We start from the raw sequence: 17,615 nt of genomic DNA, 5'->3' as shown, positions 1-17,615 counted from the left end.
TTCTTGCTTATTCAATGGCCCGCAAACCGTTACTCATAGCCCTGGGCGTAGTCGCCCTGGCGCTGCTTGCCCTAGGGATTTTCTGGCTGCGCCGTCCGGCGCCCACTCCGCCCGCGGTTACTGCTGGCGGTAGCGGTACTGCTGCGCCGGCCGTTTTTTCGACCACCACCCAGGACAACGGCTTCGGTGAGCAGGTGGCGGTGGTGCTCGCGGACGACAAGGGCCAGCTGGCGCGGTTCTACCAGCGGCCATACATTAAGGAGTTTTACGGCGCGCAAGACGGCGAGCTGGTAACCGAAAACCAAGCCGGTGCGGAAATCACCCACCACGCCGCGCTGCCGCCTTTCGACTACCAGCAGTCGCTGGCCGGCAAGTCGTACCTCGACTTGCTGCTGCTGCGCAACGAGCTGTACGCCCGCAACGGCTACTGCTTCATGAACAGCACCGTGCGCAACTATTTCGACAAGCAGAAGTGGTACCAGCCGGTGTGGCAGGAAGACTCGGTGGATGCTACCTACCACTCGCTACGCGAGGCCGGGCCGCTGCCGGTGTATTTGAACAAGCAGGAGGCGGCGTTCGCCCAAAAGATTCACGCCCAAGAGCTGGTGCTGCTGGCGCACCGCGTGGCCCCGCAAGGTGGCTTCCCGATGCTGGGGCTGGATTACGTGGTGAACCAGCGCGAGGAAACCCTGACGCCCACCATGCGCCCGGTGCTAGCGCGCCACAACTTCGTTATCGTGCCTACCCGTGAGGAGCAGCTATTTTACCTCTACGACCAGAACGAGTACACTTTCACGCCCAACTTCATCACCACCGACCTCGTGTTGCAGCTCCTGCACAAGTACTTAAATGGTATTTTGAGCGACGTGGAGGAGGAGCACCTGGCGCCCGTGGTGGCCCAGATGCTTGGCCAGGGCGCCACCCAGGCCCAGGCCCTAGGCCGCCAAAGCCAGACGCCGCAGGCCCGCGAGGCGGCCGACTGGGCCGCCGCCTACTACGCCATCGGCCGCAACCTGCTCACGGGCAGCACCGCGCCCGTGGCCGGCACCTACGCCAGCCAGGTAGCCACCGAGGTAGCCCTCGGCACGGCCGCCCAGGGCAAAGGCTCGCTGTTTTTACAAGATTCGCTGTTTGAGTACCAGGCCTTGAAACCGCGGGGCATGTACACCCGCAACGACACCACGCGGCGCTATTTCCGCACGGTGAAGTGGCTGAACACGGCCCCCGTTTTTCTGGATACCGACGCTGGCTTGCTGCACGCCGTGGCGCTGGCTAAGGCGCTGGCCGCCAGTCCGCCGGCCGCGGTGGGCTTCGCCACCCTCACCCACGTGCTCGACGTGCTGGTGGGCGACGAGGACAACCGCTCGCTCACCAATCTGCTCCAGATTTTGCAGCGCGACTACGCCGGGCAGTCGCTCGACCAGCTGGCGGCGCCAGCTACCCTGGCCCGCCTGCGCCAGCAGCTGGTGGCCGCCGGCACCGACCGCATCCAAGCCAAGGGCGCCACGGATAAGGCAGCGGAAGCCCTAGGGCGGCCCACGCTGCTCTTTACGGCCGGGCGCTACACGTTTGATGGCGAGATACTGTCGCGCCTTACCGAAGTGCTCAAGCCCAAGCCCAAGCGACCGTTTCCGAAGGGGCTGGATGCGTTCGCCGCCTTCGGCAACCGCCCGGCGCAGGATATTTTGCTGAACCAGTACCACGAGGCCGCCACCTGGCCGGCCTACCCCGATACACTGCGGGCGTTGCAGCGGCAGTTTGCCGGCCGCACTAACTTCGACCAGAACCTTTACACCAAAACCATGCAGGTGCTGCTGGGCCTCAACGCGCCCGGCCCCGACGCTAACCCGCCCTATTTTGCCCGCACGTCGGCCTGGCAGCGCCGCAACCTGAGCACCGCCCTGGCCGGCTGGGCCGAGCTGAAGCACGATTTGCTGCTATATACCGAGCAGCCCATGGCCGCCGAGATGGGCGGCGGGGGCGGCGGTCCCCCCGCCCCTCACCACCTGGGCTACATCGAGCCGAACCTGCCCTTCTGGGAGCGCTCGCTGGCGCTGCTGGCTTTCCAAAATGCAGCCCTGCACCGCCTGCACGCCAACACGCCCCACCTCGACAGCCTCAACCAGCACATCAGCCAGCTGGTGCGCAGCTTGCAAGCCCTGGCTAAGAAAGAAGTCGCCCACCAACCGCTAACCGCCGCCGAAATGGACAACCTAAGCGGCATCGGCGGCGAGGTGGAGGCCCTGACCCTGGAAACCCTGAAGCTGACCAGCACCGACCCCCTACCCGACCGCGAGCGCCACCTGGGCACCGTGGCCGACGTGTACGCCAACAACGGCACCGTGCTGGAAGAAGCAGTGGGTGCGGCCGACATCCTCTACGTGGTGGTGGAAATAAACAACACGCCGGTGCTGGCGCGGGGCGCTATGCTGAGCTACTACGAGTTCACCAGCCCCTCGCGCCTCACCGACGAGGAGTGGAAAGCCCAACTGCTGCGAGCGGCCCCGCCCCGGCCGGCGTGGCTGCGCGACTTGCTAGTGACGGTGCCCGCCCTGAACAAAAGCAACGGCAACACCTCGGTGGGCGGCCAGACCCAGTACGACTAGGCCGCCCGCCGCTTGCGCCAGCAACGACCCCGCCGACTCGGCCGTAGCAGGAAAAATCCTTTTCCTCACCACCGCCCATGCCAGCCGTCACTGATAATACCCTAGGGGGCCGCCTGCCCCTGCTCGCCCCCGACGACCTCACCCATGACCAGAAGAAGCTATATAACAAGCTGGACGACACCCTAGTACAGTGGGCAAAGAAGTCGGGCTTCCAAGCCAAAACCGACGACGACAAGCTTATCGGCCCCTTCAACCCCATGCTGCGCAGCCCGCAAGTGAGCCTCGGGATGCTGGAGTTGCTGGACGCCGAAACCAAGCACACCACCCTCAGCGAAAAAGTGCGCCAGGTAATTATCCTGACCGTGGGCGGAGTGTGGCAGGCCGCCTACGAGCTGTACGCCCACGCCGCCGTGGGCCGCAAAGCCGGCCTCGACGAGCCAACTATTGCCGCCCTGGACGCCGGCCAGACGCCCGCCACCCTGGCCCCCGACGAGCACACGGCCCACGAGTTTACCCGCCACCTCACGGCCGAGTACCGCGTGCCCGAAGACGTGTACCAGCAAGCCCTCGCCACCTTCGGCGAAGAAGGCGTGGTAAATATGATTTACCTGGCCGGCAACTACATGAGCACCTGCGCCTTGCTGAACGCCTTTGCGGTGCCCGCGCCGAAAGAGTAAAAGCTGTCAATCAGTAGGCAAAAAAGACGGTCATGCTGAGCCTGCCGAAGCATCTCTACCGAACACTACAGGCGCGGTAGAGATGCTTCGACAAGTTCAGCATGACGCTTCTTCTACACTTTGCGGCTAAGCCACCTGCCCGATGCCGAACAGCAGCGTGAACACCAGCGTGCTCAGGGCCATTTGCTTGAGCAAGGGGTCGAGCTGCATCGACTCCTGGCGGGCCAGCACCTGGCAGCCGTTGAATAAGAACAGCGGCAGGCTCAGCAGAAACAGCCACTGCCAGGGCGAGTGGTAGTTGAGCAGCACGTAGCTTGTGGCCGCGCCCACCCCTAGGGCCAGCAGCAGCAGGTGGTAGCGCCGGGCGCGCTGCGGCCCCAGGCGCACCGGCACCGTAATCTTGCCCGCCAGCTTGTCGCTCACGATGTCGCGGATGTTGTTGACGTTTAGCACGGCCGTGGCAAAGCAGCCTAGGGCCGCCGCGGGCAGCAGCACGGATAGCGGCAGGGTGCGCGCTTGCAAAAAATAAGTGCCGCACACCCCCACAATGCCAAAAAATAAAAATACCGACACGTCGCCCAGGCCAGCATAGCCATAGGGCCGGCTGCCCGCCGTGTAGTTGACGGCCGCCCAGATGGCGCAGAGGCCCAGCACGAAAAACGCGCCCAGCACCCACAGCCCCTCAAAGCCCAGGGCCACCAGCAGCAGCCCGATGCCGCTGAGCAGCGCCGCCCCGCCGAAGCCCCACATGGCCCGCTTCATCTGCTCGGGCGTGATGGCGCCGCTTTGCACGGCCCGTAGCGGTCCTTGGCGGTGTACGCTATCGGCCCCGTTCTGCGAATCGCCGTAGTCATTGGCCAGGTTGCTCAGTATCTGGAGCAGAATGGTAGTGAGGGCCGCCATACCCACTACCGCGCCGTTGAAGTGCCCGGTAGCCTTGGCCAGAAAGCCGCCCGTGAGGATGCTAGCCAAGGCCAGCGGCAGCGTGCGTGGGCGAAAAGCGGATATCCAGGGAGACATACTTAATTAGCAATTAGCAAAATAGAACGTCATGCTGAGCTTGCCGAAGCATCTCTACCGCGTCGCCTAGGGCTATTGTTCGGTAGAGATGCTTCGGCAAGCTCAGCATGACGTTCTAGCAGCCACTATAAATACCTTACTTCTTTTCGATGTCGGCCACCAGCTCGGGGCTTAGGGGCTTCACTTTTGAAGGGTAAAACTTCACTACGTGACCCTGCTCATCCACCAAATACTTGCAGAAATTCCAAGTAGGAGCTTCACTCACGGCGCCATTCTTTGCCTTGTCGGCCAAGAACTTATACAGCGGCTGGGCATCATCGCCCTTCACCGGAGCGGTGTCAAAAAGCGGAAACGTTACCCCGTAGTTCTTCTCGCAAAAGGAAGCTACCTCGCTATTAGAGGCCAGTTCCTGATTGAAGCTGTTGCTGGGGAAGCCCAGCACCGTCACTTTATTGGCGTATTGCTTCGACAGCTCCTCCAGCTCTTTGTACTGAGGCGTGAAGCCGCACTTGGAGGCGGTGTTCACGATGAGCAGCTTTTTGCCTTTGTACTGGCTCAGCTTCACATCTTTGCCGTCGATAGTTTTCACCGTGTAGTCGTACACGGTGCCGGGGCCGGCGGCCGGCTTAGCGGTGGGATGTGGGGCCGTAAAGGCTAGGCCAACGGCAGCCGCGGCCAGGGCGAACAGGGGAAGTTTCATGGGTGGTTTGCTGAAAAAAGGATTGGTAGCCGCTCATAACCAGCGCGGCCACTTAAAGTTACGGCTTGGCGGCCGGCTTAGCTGCTGCTCCTGGATGCTCACTCGCAGTTCTTGGCGCCAGCCGGTGCCCTAGGGCTGCTGCTTGGGCGGGGTGGCGTTGCTGGCGGGCGGGGGCGTGGTGCTAGTGGGCGGCGTAGTGCCCGTAGCGGGCGCGGTGCCGGCGGCCGGTGCCTGGCCGGCGCCCAGCAAGTCAATCAGGTTGAGGGGCGCGAACTGGGCCGTATCGCCGGGCTGCACGGCGCGCATGGTATCGCGCACGGCCGTCACAATGTAGCTGCGCGCCGGGTCCCGCAGGCTTACCGAGTAGCTTAGATTATCGCGCTGACCATTGGTAATCAAGCCTTTGTTGAGCATAATATCGGCGATGAAGCGGAAGTACCAGCGCGTGGGCCCGCGCAGCTCGCCGTATTGGTTGAACGACTCTTTATAGTACTTGGGCTTCGGAATGATGCTGGCCAGGTAGATGCACTCGCCCAAGTTTAGCTCGTTGGGGCGCTTGGCGTAGTAAAACAGCGCCGCCTCGCGAATGCCGTACACCCCGCGCTTGCCGCTGGGCCAGCGGTAAGCCGTGGGGCCCCACTCCACGATGTTGAGGTAAATCTCGAACATGCGCTCCTTGGTGAGCGTGTGGGTGCGCTCGACTAGCCAATTCTCAATCAGCCAAACCATTAGCATCTCCTCGGCTTTGCGGCCCACGGTTTTCTCGCGGCTCAAAAACACGTTCTTCACCAGCTGCATACTCAGCGTGCTGCCGCCGCGGGCAAAGCGCTTTTCCTTGATGTCGGCAATGGCCGCGTTCACAAACGCTTTTTCCATGAAGCCGTGGTGCCGAAAAAACTGCGGGTCCTCGGTGGTTTGAATAACAGCCGGCATGAAGTGCGACACGTCGGCGTAGGGCGTGAAGTCGGGATTGCTGGGACCCACCAGGAAGGTGCGCAGCGAATCGCCCTTGTCGTTGTAGGCCGTGAAGGGAAACTCGCGCTCCAGCATGCTCAGGTCTTCGGCCCCAAAGTGCTGAATGGTAAAGTCTTTGCTCGGCACCAGCGATGACTGCAGCTTCAGGCTATCTACCTGCGCCAAGTCAACGCTGGCTTGCAGGTGGTAGGCCAGCGTGCCGGTGCCCGCCGTGCCGGCCACCACGTCGAACATGCCCTCGGGCAGCGAGTTGAAAAAGGCGTTGGTGGCCGTGGGGTCCGAGTCCACTTTGAGGCTCACCGCCAGCCGGGGCTTCAGGCGCACCGCGATTTCGGGGTGCACCACAATCTGGTTGAGCACGGCGCGCGAGCCGGGGTCGAGGCTGAACGTACCCCGCCCTAGGGTAGCCACGAAGTCCAGCTCGCCGTGGTGCACTACAATATCGCTGCTGGCCAGGCGCTTGTGAAAAAAGCTGAAGTTGCGCGCCGCTACCGAGCCGCGCACCGTCAGCTGTCCGCCCGTGCGGTCGTCGGCCTTGAAGTCTTTGCCCGTTAGCTGCACCCGAATGGTATCGAACGACACCAGCGCGCCATATTTGCGCGCTACGTAAGGTACTTGCACCGAGCCGTTTACGCCGTACAGGCGTAAGTTCAGGGCATTGTCGCCGGGTTCGATGGTGCCGCTCACACCCAGTTCGTTCACCACCGAGTCGACGCTGGCCCGCATCCGGCCCTGCACCTCCCCGCCGGCGATGCTAAGCGCGGGCATAGTAAGCATAATGGCGTGGCGTGGGCTGGTGTAGCTCACCAAAAAGCCCCGGAAAGCGGCCTCGCCGGGCACGCTGCCGAAAGCCGCGTCGAGCACCTGGTTGAGCAGCAGGCCGTAGTTGCGCCCGAGGGCCGTGTCGCGGCGCACGACGGGCGCGGCACGCTGCTTTTTCAGCAAAAAGCCGAAGTTATTGCCGCCCGCCGCGTCTTTATGAGCCGTGAGGCGGGCCTGGTCAATCTGCAATTCGCTTAGCACGGCCCGCGCTACGAAGATGGAGCGGAAGCTGAGCGACGCTTCCAGGCGCCGGGCCGTGAGCAGGGTATCGCCGGCCGCGCTGGGGCTGGCAGCGGCCGTGGGCACCAGGCTCATGCCACCAATCTCCACCGTTTTGAGGCCCGTAAACCGGGCCGGCCCTAGGGTCAATACCACTGGGTACTTACGCTCAACGCGGGTTTTTACTTCGCGCAGGGCGTATTGCAGCAGCTGCTGGCGCTTCCACAGAAACACGGCTAGCGCCAGCACCAACACGGCCGCGAAGCCAACTCCGGCGTAAAGAACTCTTTTTTTAGCTAAAGCGGATAAGCGCATATCCGCAAAGGTAAGGAGGGTTTTAGGGCCTAGGGCTTTGAGGCGCGGGCCAGGGCCGGGGCGGCGGGCCAAACTGCTTGCCCCGTGCGCTGGCCTGGCCGCAGCCGTTAGTTTTGCGGGGCCTTTTCGTTCAGCCCAGGCCTAGCTCCCGCTCATGCTCACCGCCCTTTCGCCCCTCGATGGCCGCTACCAGCGCCAAACTGCCCCGCTCAGCCCCTATTTTTCGGAGCTAGCGCTGATGCGCTACCGGGTGCGGGTCGAGGTAGAGTATTTTATTGCCCTGTGTGAGTTGCCGCTGCCGCAGTTAGCGGGCGTACCGGCCAGCACGTTCCCGGCGCTGCGGGGCCTCTACGAGCAGTTCGGCGAAACCGAGGCCCAGCGCATTAAAGCCCACGAGGCCGTGACCAACCACGACGTGAAAGCCGTGGAGTACTACTTGCGCGACGAATTCACCAAGCTGCAGCTAGGTGATTACCTGGAGTTTATTCACTTCGGCCTCACCTCGCAGGATGTCAACAATACGGCTATTCCGCTCAGCCTGAAAGAGGCAATGACCGGCGTGCTGCTGCCGCGCTTCAGCGCGCTGCGCCAGCAGCTGGCCAGCTTGGCCGACGGTTGGGCCACCGTGCCCATGCTGGCCCGCACCCACGGCCAGCCCGCCTCGCCCACCCGGCTGGGCAAGGAGTTGCAGGTGTTCGGGGCCCGGCTCGACGGGCAGCTGGCCCTGCTCGCTCAAGTGCCCTACGCGGCGAAGTTTGGGGGCGCCACGGGCGGCTTCAACGCGCATTTCGCGGCCTACCCCGGCACCGACTGGCACGGCTTTGCCGACCACTTCGTGCAGCAGACCCTAGGGCTAACGCGCAGCTTTCCTACCACCCAAATTGAGCCCTACGATAACCTGGCCGCGTTTTGCGACGGCTGGAAGCGGCTGAATACCATCTTGCTGGATTTGTGCCGCGACGTGTGGCAGTATATTTCGCTAGGCTATTTCAAGCAGACGCTAAAGGCGGGCGAGGTAGGCTCGTCGGCCATGCCGCACAAGGTCAACCCCATCGACTTCGAGAATGCCGAAGGCAACCTGGGCGTGGCCAACGCCTTACTGGAGCACTTCGCCGCTAAGCTGCCCATCTCCCGCTTGCAGCGCGACCTCACCGACTCGACGGTGCTGCGCAACCTGGGGGTGCCCCTAGGCCATATTCTCATCGCCCTAGGGGCCATAGCGCGCGGCCTGGGCAAGCTGGCGCTGGATGAAAGCGCCCTGGCCCGCGACCTGGATGCCAACTGGGCCGTGCTGGCCGAGGCCATCCAAACCATCTTGCGCCGCGAAAATTACCCCGACCCCTACAACGCCCTCAAGCAGCTTACGCGCACCGGCGAGGCCATTTCGGCCGCCACCCTCGCCACCTTCGTGGAGGGCCTAGGGGTGCCCGAGCACGTGAAGGCCGAGTTGCGCCAGCTCACGCCGGCCACTTACGTGGGGCGCTAGCCTTAGCCGCTTTTCCTAAGCTTCTCCTTCTCCCCCTGTCTTATGCTGCCGTTTCCCGTTCTGCTAGCGCTACCCCAGGGGCCCACCGTGGCCGTGTACGACTCGGGCAGTTCTGGCCCAGTACTGCTGCTGCTGGCCGGCAATTCGCTTTCCAGCGCCAGCACGTATGGCGCCCTGTGGGCCGAGCCGGCGCTGGCAGGCTATCGGCGGGTGGCTTTCGACTGGCCGGGCTGCGGGGCTTCGCCCTGGGCGCCCGCTTGGTATGGCTTGGAGGCACCTGCGCGGGTGTTGGCGCTCGTAGTGGCGACGCTAGATTTACCGGCTACCGTAGTGGTAGGCCACTCGCTGGGCGGCCACTTGGCGCTGCACGCGCTGCCGCGGCTGCCGCTTGTGCGCGGGTTGCTGCTGGTGGGCACCCCACCCCTAGGGGCGGCAGCCGACTTTGCTCACGCCTTCTTGCCCGAGCCGCGCATGGGGTTGCTGTACCAAGCCGAATTGTCGGATGCCGAGCTAGCGCAGCTACTGCCGGCCCTGCTACAGCCCGCAGCCCCCGCCAGCCAACAAGCCCCGCTAGCCGAAGCGCTGCGGCAGAGCGACCCCGCTTTTCGCCCCGCGCTGGCCGCCGCCATCGGCGCGGGCGTACCCGATGAGCAGGCTATTCTTCGGGCCACCGCCGTGCCCGTAGCATTTGCCTTGGGCGAAGCCGATGCCTTGGTAAGTGCTGCCTACCTAGGCGCTACGGCGGCGCCCACCCGCTGGGGGGCGCTGGTGCACCTGGTGGCCGGGGCGGGCCACACACCCATGCTGGAAACCCCCGCGGCGTTTGCCACACTTCTGGCAGAATTTGCTGCCGCAGTGCTGCCGCGCTAGCTGGCCACCGGGTCGAGGAACTGGAGCAGATGGTGCAGACTGCGCGAGCCAAGCTTGGCCAGGGCATTGCGGCGGTGCGTGCCCACGGTGTGCTCACTCACGAAAAGCTGCTGGGCAATCTGGTGGCTGGTCAGGCCCTGCGTCACTAGCTGCATCACTTGCTGCTCGCGCGCAGTTAAGTATTGGCTGGGCACGGAGGCGCGGCTGCCGGGCCACAAAGTCCGTAAAATCGGGGTGATTGAGGTGAAAGCGCACATCGGTGGTGTGCTTGTGCGCGGTTATGTCGGTAAGAATAGCGGCCACCAACACCGGATTGCCAGTTTCGGGCTCTTGCTCCAGTACTGAATTATGGCGCAGTACGCGCCGACAGCTTCCGTCAGGGCGGCACAAGCGGTAGTCGATGGAGGCCACGATGTCGGGGCCGATGCTGCGGCGATAAGCGTATATAAATTGGTTGAAGAGCCGGGTAGCTTCCTGCACGATGGGCAGGTCGTCGGGATGGATGAGGGCAAAGTTGCGCTCGCCAGTGAACTCCGCTACGGGCACGCCAGTCAGCTTCGCCACGCCCTCCGACACGTAGCACATCATCCGGGCCCGGTGGTCATAGATGTATACGCCCTGCATACCCAGCAGCAGCCGAGCCAGCTGCTGGCCCCAGTGCGAGCCGGCCGCCAGTGCTGCTGGGGCATCGGGATGCGCATACACGGCCGGCTGCCACACCTGCGAGGTAGCATAGGAGAAGGACTGTGCGGCGTGCATAGGCAGGCAATGCGAAGATGAATAACCGATGAGTTAGCAAAATACGCACGCTATTTGTACCCCTACAACCAACCCCTCGGCAGGCAGACCTGCTACGAGGTCGGTTGTAGGGGCCACAGCTCTTCTTAAAATCGACCATTAGCAGCCAGCGCTGGCGGATAGACCATCCCGTTTATACTGGCGGCAAGCACGCGCGCCGTTACTTTTGTTACCTTATCTGAGGCTTTTTCCCGTGCCCGAATTCCTTTCCGACATCCCCGTTCGCCCCGACTGCCGTTTTTTCCGCGGCGACTTGCCCTGCCGCCCCAACAAGGAGCACGGCTATATGTGCGGCGACTGTCCCGCCTACGACCCGGCAGGCAAGCGCGTGCTGCTCATCAAGCTCGGAGCCATCGGCGACGTTATCCGCACCACGCCGCTGCTGCGGCGGCTGCGCCAGGAGCACCCCGGCTGCTACATTACCTGGCTCACGCTGACGCCCGCCATCCTGCCGCAGGGCCAGATTGAGGAGATTCTGAAGCTCGACTTTGCCAGCGCGCTGCAGCTGCAGGCCCGCCGCTTTGACATTGCCATTAATCTGGATAAGGAAAAGGAAGCCTGCACCTTGTTGCGCAACGTGCAGGCCAACAGCAAGTTCGGCTACACGCTGCGCGAGTACGACGGCGTGCCCTGGCCCATCAACGAGCTAGCCAACCACAAGTACCTCACCGGCGTGTTCGACCAGCTAAGCATTGGCAATACCAAGCCTTACGTGCAGGAAATTTTTGAGCTGTGCGGCTTCGATTTTCGGGGCGAGGAGTACGTATTCGACACCCACGAGGACAAGGGCTACGACTGGCACCAGCTGCCGCCCGCCAGCGCCGGCCCGCGCATCGGCCTCAACACCGGCTGCGGCGACCGCTGGACCACCCGCCTCTGGAGCACTGAGAAGTGGATAGCCCTGATACAGCAGCTGCAAGCCGCTGGCTACGCCCCGGTGCTGCTGGGCGGCGAGGCCGAGCACCCGCGCAACCTGGAGCTGCAAGCCGCCACCGGCGCCGCCTACCTCGGCACCTTCCCCCTACCGCAGTTCATCAACCTGGTAAACCAGATGCAGGGCGTCGTTACGCAGGTAACAATGGGCATGCACATCAGCATCGCGCTGCGCAAGCCCACCATTTTGATGAATAATATCTTCAACCCCCACGAGTTCGACCTCTACGGCCGGGGCCAGATTGTGCAGCCCAACCGCCAGTGCGTGTGCTTTTACCGCGGCACCTGCCGCCTAGGGGTCAGTTGCATGGAAGAGCTACCAGCCGAGAAGGTGTTCGAGGCGGTGCTGGAAAGTGTGCCTCTGTAGCACCAAGCTCCAGCTTGGTGTGCTATCCGGACAAGTCGCTCAACGGCGCACCAAGCTGGAGCTTAGTGTTACAGCCCCGCCACTTCCTTCAGCGCGGTCACCATCACGGGCCACGAAAATTGCTGCTTCACGCGGCGCGTGCCTTCCTCGAAAAGGGCTTGCTTTTCGGGGTGGGTGAAAAAGTCAACTAGGGCATCGGCAATGGCAGCGGCCCTAGGGGGCACCACGTAGCCTACCTCGCCGTGGGGTATTAGCTCGGCCAAGCCGCCCACGTTGGTTACCAGCATGGGCCGTTCGAAGTGGTAAGCCACCTGCGACACGCCGCTTTGAGTGGCATTTTTGTAGGGCTGCAGCACGATATCGGCCGCGCAGAAGTAGTCGGCCACGCGCTCGTTCGGAATAAAATCCGTGGCCCGCACTAAGCGGCTCTCCAGCTTATAGCGCTGAATGATTGCCTCATACGGTGCGGCGTCTTCGTAAAACTCGCCCGCCAGCAGCAGCTTCACCGGCAGGGCGGCCAGGCGCGGGTCGGCCCAGGCTTCGAGCAGCAGGTCGAGCCCCTTATAGGCCCGAATAAAGCCAAAAAACAGTGCGTAGCGTGTGGCATCGCCAGGCAGGCCTAGGGCCGCCAGCGCGGTGGAGCGCGGCTTTATCGGCCCAAAATTATCGTAGAGCGGATGTGGCCGGTACAGCGCTGGCTTTTGCCCAAAGCCCAAGGCCTGCAAATCTGCTAGCACCGACCGGCTCATCGTCACAAAGCCATCACAAGCACTTAGAAAATAGCGCGTTAGCAATTTATCGCCGAGTCGCTTCTCGTGCGGAATCACGTTGTCGGTGATGGCTACTACGCGAGTGTGGCCGTTGCCGCGCACCAGCCGCGCCACCGTGCCCAACGCCGGCCCCATAAAGGGCAGCCAGAACCGAAACACTACCAAGTCAGGTTGCTCGCGCCGCAGCAGCCGCCCCAGCGCCACCCACGACAGCGGGTTCACCGAGTTCAAACTCACCTCAATAGCCAAGTCGGCCGGGGCAGCCTCGGTGCTGTACTGCGTTTGCCCCGGAAACAGAAACCCCGGGTATTGCAGCGAAAACGTCACCAGCCGCGCTTCATCGCCCGCCGCGCAGAATGCCCGCGCCAGCCGCTCGTTATAAGTAGCCAGCCCCCCGCGCAAAGGATAGGCCGGACCGATAATCACAACTTTCATCGCAAGGTTTCGCGCACCAGGTAGTCGTTGCGCTTCGGGCCGTTGAGCTGCACCAGCTCCCCTAGGAAACCAGCCAGGAATAGCTGCATCCCCACTATTACAGCCACTAGCGCCAAAAAGAACAAGGGCTGGTCGGTTACGTTACGCGCCTTTAGGTTGTGAATGGCCAGCCACCATTTTTCGCCCACCAGCCACAGCGTCAGCACGGTGCCGATAAAGAAGGAAAGTGTGCCTAGGGTACCAAAGAAGTGCATGGGCCGCCGCCGAAACTTACCCACGAACGTGATGCTGACCAAGTCCAGAAACCCGTACACGAAGCGCTCCAGCCCAAACTTCGTCACGCCGTACTTACGCTCTTGGTGCTGCACCACCTTCTCGCCTATCTTCTTGAAACCGTTCCACTTGGCAATGACCGGGATGTAGCGATGCATCTCGCCGTATACCTCGATTGCTTTCACCACCCGGCTATCATACGCCTTGAGCCCGCAATTAAAATCGTGCAGCTGAATGCCCGAGATGGCCCGCGTAGCCGCATTAAACAGCTTGGTAGGCAACGTTTTGGATAGCGGGTCATAGCGCTTTTGCTTCCAGCCGCTCACCAGGTCGTAGCCGTCTTCGGTTACCATGCGGTATAGCTCCGGCAGTTCCTCGGGCGAGTCTTGCAGGTCGGCATCCATAGTGCACACCACCCGGCCGCGCGCCGCGTTAAAGCCTACGTTCAGTGCGGCCGACTTGCCATAATTACGGTTGAAGCGGATACCGCGTAGGGCCATATCCTGCCCCGCCAGCGCCTCCACAACGGCCCACGAGTCATCGGTCGAGCCGTCATCAATCAAAATAACCTCGTAGGAAAGCCCTCGCGCCGTCAGCACCCGCTGAATCCAACGCGTCAATTCGGGTAAGGACTCCGCCTCGTTGAGCAGCGGAATAACGATGGAAAGCTCTACAGGAAAGCCAGCAGTCTTATTCAAATTCAGGTTTCGCGTTTTTTATAAAAGCTGACGTTATCAAGCTAATTATCAAGCCAAAGATAATGGAGCCCACCAGCGTGCTACCGGCCATAAAAGGCGGTTTCATAAACTTCGCGGTCATGGCCATTCCTTGCTCAATCTGCTCGTCGCTCAAGTTATTTTTTGCTTCCATACCCTGGCGGGCCTTCTCTAGCAGCTGGGCTATCATTTCAGGTGCTATCACGCTCAGGTAGAAGTAGATAAAAATAGCGCTTAGCAGCCCCATCACACAGGCCGCTACTGTTCCCACGCTAACACCTTGCCCAAAACTCATGAAGCCCGCATTGCGCAGCTTAAACTCGCGCTGCGCAAAGGCAATCCCTCCGATGCTAACCGCCAGTGAGATAATGCGCACCGCCCAGCTATCCTGCCACTGCATGGTGTACGACACAAAGGAGATTAGCACGCTCAGCAGCCCAATCAGCAGGCCATAGCGCAGTCCCACCGAAGTGGTCGAAGCGGTAGTCGTTGCAGCCGTAGATTCCATAGAAGTAGTAGATTGAAGGGTGAGCCTGCAAAGTACTACTCCCGAAAAAATATTCCGCCCGGCACCGCTAGCGCCAAGCCAAATAGCAGTGTTACGGTGAAGTTGCTGATGGCAAAATCAGCGATGGAAAGCTGCGCTATTTTGGCTAGCTGCTGCTGTTCTAGGGTTGAGTTGCGGTCCTGCTTGGGCCGGGCACTCAACTCTGCCAGGGTTATTTCGCGGGCTTCCCTTCGGTTTAAGTCCACTAGCTTTTTTTCGCCCGCCCCGCTAGCCAGGCCCACCACGCTGCTAGCCGAAATAAGCGCGGCCAGCAGCACTACCAAGCCCCCTAGGGTCAGTTGGCGGCCTATACCGGGCTTTTCGGGGGCTAGGCGTTGGCGTAGCCGCCACTCGGCAGCCACTGCCAGTAGCGGCACCACCAGCTGCGCCAGCATCACCTTAGGGCCGAAAGGGTTGTTGCCCGTGGCGTATAGGCCCAGCATCCAACTGGCGCACAGCAGGCCGCCGGCCACCCCGAAGCGCAGGGCCATACGCCCTACCAAATCCGACGAGCCAGCGGCCGCAGGTGAGGGTGTGAGTTGCGAGGCAGGTTTCATAAGCTAAAAAACGGCGCAAGATACATTTTTGCTGGCCTTGCTAACTGCCTGCCGGGCGCAAAGCTTGCGCCCGCCGCCCCCAGCGCAGCACAGCACTTTCGGCTAGCAGGCAGGCTAGGGCCAGCAACAGGCAGTAGCGCCACAGCGGCTGGCCAGTTTGCTCAGCGCGATAGTTTCGTAAGGCTGCAGGCTGCTCATCAACATCCAGCACATGCACATTAGGGCGATTTGGGCCTACTAGCTGGCGCAATTCTGCCACCGAATATGCCGCTAATTCTGACTCTTTCTTATTCCCGTTAAATGCTAGCGTAGCTACTGGCTTGCCTTGGCGCTGCAGTTGGTAGAAGCCAGGCTTTGTTAGTTCGCTAGGTATCTCTAGTTGCAACTTTTGCCCTAACAGGCGCTGGCCGGGCACCAAGGTTACGCTGTCGCGCACCAATCGATAATCAGCTTCGCCGGCGCTGGCCAGCTTCGCTGCAGGTACCCGCAACTCTATTCGTTGCTGCCCCACTCGGTAAGCAAGCGGCTGGTCATTGCGGTAGCTCAGCATAGCCAAGCGGTAAAGCACTGGCACAAATAAGGCATGCCCAGTGAAGTCCGAGTATTTCTTATCAAAGGGCGCCGAAAACACATACACGCGACCCGGTCCCTGTTCAAACTCGGTTAAAAAGCCCATGCCGTCACGCAACCGCAGAATGTCAGTGCCTCCATTTGCGAGCCGTAGCACTGGGCTCACTTCGGGCATTGCTACCTGCCGCGGCTGCGCACCAAATACGTCCTTAAAAAACGGACTCTGCAAATTGGGGCTTGCTAGCTCCTGCGGTACCAATTGCCCGGGGCCACTGTTCTCCCATTGCGCTCTTCCCACCCCTAGGGCCTGCAACAGCTGTCCATATGCTTGGTGCGCTTGCGGTAGTGCCGGTGGTACTATTACTATACTACCGCCGCGCTGCACTACGCTAACCAGCGCTGCCCGCAGTCCAGCATCTAGCTCTAATGGTTCACTAAGCAGCACTAGGTTCGCTTGCTGCAGTTTACCAAAATTCACCTGTTGGGTACGCGTATAGCTATAGCGGAATAGGGGCTCATTTTTATAGGCGGCTTGTGTAAGCGGCGCTGGCCCTACTTCTACCACCTGTATCGCATCAGTTGGCTGCAAAATAAAATCATACGTGTTATCAAAGGTTACCGGCTCGTCAGCTAGCATCACTTGGCCCGTTACTAATTTCTCATTTGGCAGTTGCAGTTGCACTACTTTTTCAACTAGTTGCCCTACTGCTACCGTTGTTTGCAAAGCCGCCATTTGTCGGTTACCCACAAACACCTTGACCGGGCAATTAATCACCGGCTCACTTCCTCCATTACGTAACCTAATATGGAGGTCAAAATTCACCCTAGGCCGCACAAACGCATCATTTAGCCACACACTGTCTATATAGATATTACCGGTTGGCTTACCCTTTTGGGGCACTAGTACTATTTCTCGTTTTTTTGATAGCTGCGTAAACTCACTAATTGAAGCTTCATCCTTTTGGAAATCACTTAATACATAGAGAGTTCCACCTTTATCTTTCTCCCAGGCCTGCTTCACTGCTGGTAACCCCCATCCTACTGTTTGGCCACGCTGGGTATAATTCTCCAGAGCCGCACGAAATGCATTTTTTGCTACTCCTTGACCAGAATACCCTAGTAGCTGTATTCGCATATCGCTTGGGTAATTATCCCCAAGTGTGTTCGCCATTGCTACTGCTTTATTCGCTAGGCTACCCTTATCATCTGTCAATAGCTGCATACTAGGCGAGTTGTCTGCGAATACCTGCACTTGCGGCGCACTTGCTACCTGCGCAGTTAGCGGAGCGGGTAAGTATGGCTGGCAGAAAAGCAGCACTAGGCTTACCACTGCCAAAATGCGCAACCCTAGTACTATCCAGTCTTGTAAGCGTCGTCGTCCAGTCTTAGACTCAATCTCTCGAATGAATCCTGTATTTGTAAACCGTATCCGCTGCAGACGTCGTAACTGTAATAAATGAATTAGCAGGGGAATACTAGCTCCTAGCAAGCCCCATAAAAAACCAGGAAATAGTAGGTGCATATAATAGTAGGCCTGAAGCCAACAGTATATAGGTAAACTCTGCTTACAAACGAAAATAGCCCTTACGCAATTGCTGATTAAAGCAAATTACGTAAGGGCTATTAAAGCAAAGGTTGGCGGCGACCGACTCTCCCACCGGTGAAGGCAGTACCATAGGCGCACCGGGGCTTAACGGCTCTGTTCGGAATGGGAAGAGGTGAACACCCGGGCTAAAGCCACCATTGCTGGCGTTGATTACGGGTTCAGGTAATCAGCAAAACCGTTGACACAAGGCAGAAGAAGAAAAGAAATACGTTAGCAGGGTGTCATGTGGAAGCGTTCGGTTCCTTAGTACCGCTCAGCTATGCTATTTCTAGCTGTACACCTGCGGCCTATTTACGTGATAGTCTCTCACGAACCTTCAATTGGGATATCTCATCTTGAGGGGAGTTTCGCAC

The 17,615-nt window shown here is 60.6% G+C and carries 15 protein-coding genes and 2 rRNA genes; 5 read left to right on the top strand and 12 right to left on the bottom strand.

Features of this window, described 5'->3' with window-relative positions; translation table 11 throughout:
- Nucleotides 1–14: 14 nt before the first annotated feature.
- Both HHL22_RS22695 and HHL22_RS22690 read left to right on the top strand, forming a co-directional pair.
- Entirely contained in the window at nucleotides 15–2,606 is a 2,592-nt protein-coding gene (locus tag HHL22_RS22695) for a DUF3160 domain-containing protein (RefSeq protein ID WP_169533725.1), read from the top strand.
- Nucleotides 2,607–2,683: 77 nt separating this feature from the next.
- Entirely contained in the window at nucleotides 2,684–3,283 is a 600-nt protein-coding gene (locus HHL22_RS22690; RefSeq protein WP_169533724.1) for a carboxymuconolactone decarboxylase family protein, read from the top strand.
- Nucleotides 3,284–3,409: 126 nt separating this feature from the next.
- Here the strand turns inward: HHL22_RS22690 and HHL22_RS22685 are convergent, their stop codons facing one another.
- The 3 genes from HHL22_RS22685 to HHL22_RS22675 form a co-directional block, all read right to left on the bottom strand.
- On the bottom strand, nucleotides 3,410–4,303 hold the full coding sequence (locus HHL22_RS22685) for a 1,4-dihydroxy-2-naphthoate polyprenyltransferase (RefSeq protein WP_169533723.1): 894 nt from the start codon (nucleotides 4,301–4,303) through the stop codon (nucleotides 3,410–3,412).
- 136 nt (nucleotides 4,304–4,439) lie between these two features.
- Complete coding sequence (locus tag HHL22_RS22680) at nucleotides 4,440–5,003, bottom strand: glutathione peroxidase (protein WP_169533722.1); 564 nt, start codon at nucleotides 5,001–5,003, stop codon at nucleotides 4,440–4,442.
- Between the two features lie 129 nt (nucleotides 5,004–5,132).
- Nucleotides 5,133–7,334 (bottom strand): transglycosylase domain-containing protein, encoded by a 2,202-nt coding sequence (locus tag HHL22_RS22675; protein WP_169533721.1) that lies wholly within the window; start codon nucleotides 7,332–7,334, stop codon nucleotides 5,133–5,135.
- Between the two features lie 154 nt (nucleotides 7,335–7,488).
- On the opposite strand from HHL22_RS22675, the gene purB reads away from it, so the two are divergent.
- Entirely contained in the window at nucleotides 7,489–8,820 is a 1,332-nt protein-coding gene (gene purB / locus HHL22_RS22670; protein ID WP_169533720.1) for an adenylosuccinate lyase, read from the top strand.
- 42 nt (nucleotides 8,821–8,862) lie between these two features.
- On the top strand, nucleotides 8,863–9,690 hold the full coding sequence (locus HHL22_RS22665; protein ID WP_169533719.1) for an alpha/beta fold hydrolase: 828 nt from the start codon (nucleotides 8,863–8,865) through the stop codon (nucleotides 9,688–9,690).
- Here HHL22_RS22665 and HHL22_RS22660 read toward each other — a convergent pair.
- Both HHL22_RS22660 and HHL22_RS22655 read right to left on the bottom strand, forming a co-directional pair.
- Complete coding sequence (locus HHL22_RS22660; RefSeq protein ID WP_241738254.1) at nucleotides 9,687–9,845, bottom strand: response regulator transcription factor; 159 nt, start codon at nucleotides 9,843–9,845, stop codon at nucleotides 9,687–9,689. The two genes, HHL22_RS22665 and HHL22_RS22660, sit on opposite strands and share 4 nt — an antisense overlap.
- The gene (locus HHL22_RS22655; RefSeq protein ID WP_169533717.1) at nucleotides 9,784–10,449 is read right to left on the bottom strand and encodes a PAS domain-containing protein; all 666 of its coding nucleotides are present in this window, start codon (nucleotides 10,447–10,449) and stop codon (nucleotides 9,784–9,786) included. The genes HHL22_RS22660 and HHL22_RS22655 overlap by 62 nt, the downstream gene beginning before the upstream one ends.
- A 232-nt stretch (nucleotides 10,450–10,681) precedes the next feature.
- Here HHL22_RS22655 and HHL22_RS22650 point away from each other — a divergent pair, with 232 nt between their 5' ends.
- Nucleotides 10,682–11,788 (top strand): glycosyltransferase family 9 protein, encoded by a 1,107-nt coding sequence (locus HHL22_RS22650; RefSeq protein ID WP_169533716.1) that lies wholly within the window; start codon nucleotides 10,682–10,684, stop codon nucleotides 11,786–11,788.
- A gap of 68 nt (nucleotides 11,789–11,856) precedes the next feature.
- On the opposite strand, the gene HHL22_RS22645 is transcribed toward HHL22_RS22650, so the two are convergent.
- The 7 genes from HHL22_RS22645 to HHL22_RS22615 form a co-directional block, all read right to left on the bottom strand.
- A complete protein-coding gene (locus tag HHL22_RS22645) occupies nucleotides 11,857–12,993 on the bottom strand; it encodes a glycosyltransferase (RefSeq protein WP_169533715.1) in 1,137 nt (378 codons plus the stop codon).
- Entirely contained in the window at nucleotides 12,990–13,970 is a 981-nt protein-coding gene (locus HHL22_RS22640; protein ID WP_394354471.1) for a glycosyltransferase family 2 protein, read from the bottom strand. The genes HHL22_RS22645 and HHL22_RS22640 overlap by 4 nt, the downstream gene beginning before the upstream one ends.
- Nucleotides 13,957–14,490: a DUF4199 domain-containing protein gene (locus HHL22_RS22635; protein ID WP_169533713.1), complete on the bottom strand. Its 534-nt coding sequence runs from the start codon at nucleotides 14,488–14,490 to the stop codon at nucleotides 13,957–13,959. Before HHL22_RS22635 ends, HHL22_RS22640 begins: the two co-directional genes overlap by 14 nt.
- Before the next feature lie 35 nt (nucleotides 14,491–14,525).
- Nucleotides 14,526–15,086: a DUF4199 domain-containing protein gene (locus HHL22_RS22630; protein ID WP_169533712.1), complete on the bottom strand. Its 561-nt coding sequence runs from the start codon at nucleotides 15,084–15,086 to the stop codon at nucleotides 14,526–14,528.
- Between the two features lie 40 nt (nucleotides 15,087–15,126).
- On the bottom strand, nucleotides 15,127–17,178 hold the full coding sequence (locus tag HHL22_RS22625; RefSeq protein WP_169533711.1) for a BatA domain-containing protein: 2,052 nt from the start codon (nucleotides 17,176–17,178) through the stop codon (nucleotides 15,127–15,129).
- 111 nt (nucleotides 17,179–17,289) lie between these two features.
- A 5S ribosomal RNA gene (gene rrf / locus HHL22_RS22620) occupies nucleotides 17,290–17,401 on the bottom strand.
- An 83-nt stretch (nucleotides 17,402–17,484) separates the two neighbouring features.
- Nucleotides 17,485–17,615, bottom strand: a 23S ribosomal RNA gene (locus HHL22_RS22615); the annotation flags it as partial.

The sequence above is a fragment of the Hymenobacter polaris genome (assembly GCF_012927305.1).
GTDB lineage: Bacteria > Bacteroidota > Bacteroidia > Cytophagales > Hymenobacteraceae > Hymenobacter > Hymenobacter polaris.
This window is presented reverse-complemented; position numbering and strand designations above follow the sequence as displayed.

Coding starts and splice junctions, on each gene's coding strand:
- HHL22_RS22695 (WP_169533725.1), top strand. CDS start 15: ATGGCCCGCAAACCGTTACTCATAGCCCTGGGCGTAGTCGCCCTGGCG.
- HHL22_RS22690 (WP_169533724.1), top strand. CDS start 2,684: ATGCCAGCCGTCACTGATAATACCCTAGGGGGCCGCCTGCCCCTGCTC.
- HHL22_RS22685 (WP_169533723.1), bottom strand. CDS start 4,303: ATGTCTCCCTGGATATCCGCTTTTCGCCCACGCACGCTGCCGCTGGCC.
- HHL22_RS22680 (WP_169533722.1), bottom strand. CDS start 5,003: ATGAAACTTCCCCTGTTCGCCCTGGCCGCGGCTGCCGTTGGCCTAGCC.
- HHL22_RS22675 (WP_169533721.1), bottom strand. CDS start 7,334: ATGCGCTTATCCGCTTTAGCTAAAAAAAGAGTTCTTTACGCCGGAGTT.
- purB (WP_169533720.1), top strand. CDS start 7,489: ATGCTCACCGCCCTTTCGCCCCTCGATGGCCGCTACCAGCGCCAAACT.
- HHL22_RS22665 (WP_169533719.1), top strand. CDS start 8,863: ATGCTGCCGTTTCCCGTTCTGCTAGCGCTACCCCAGGGGCCCACCGTG.
- HHL22_RS22660 (WP_241738254.1), bottom strand. CDS start 9,845: ATGCAGCTAGTGACGCAGGGCCTGACCAGCCACCAGATTGCCCAGCAG.
- HHL22_RS22655 (WP_169533717.1), bottom strand. CDS start 10,449: ATGCACGCCGCACAGTCCTTCTCCTATGCTACCTCGCAGGTGTGGCAG.
- HHL22_RS22645 (WP_169533715.1), bottom strand. CDS start 12,993: ATGAAAGTTGTGATTATCGGTCCGGCCTATCCTTTGCGCGGGGGGCTG.
- HHL22_RS22635 (WP_169533713.1), bottom strand. CDS start 14,490: ATGGAATCTACGGCTGCAACGACTACCGCTTCGACCACTTCGGTGGGA.
- HHL22_RS22630 (WP_169533712.1), bottom strand. CDS start 15,086: ATGAAACCTGCCTCGCAACTCACACCCTCACCTGCGGCCGCTGGCTCG.
- HHL22_RS22625 (WP_169533711.1), bottom strand. CDS start 17,178: ATGCACCTACTATTTCCTGGTTTTTTATGGGGCTTGCTAGGAGCTAGT.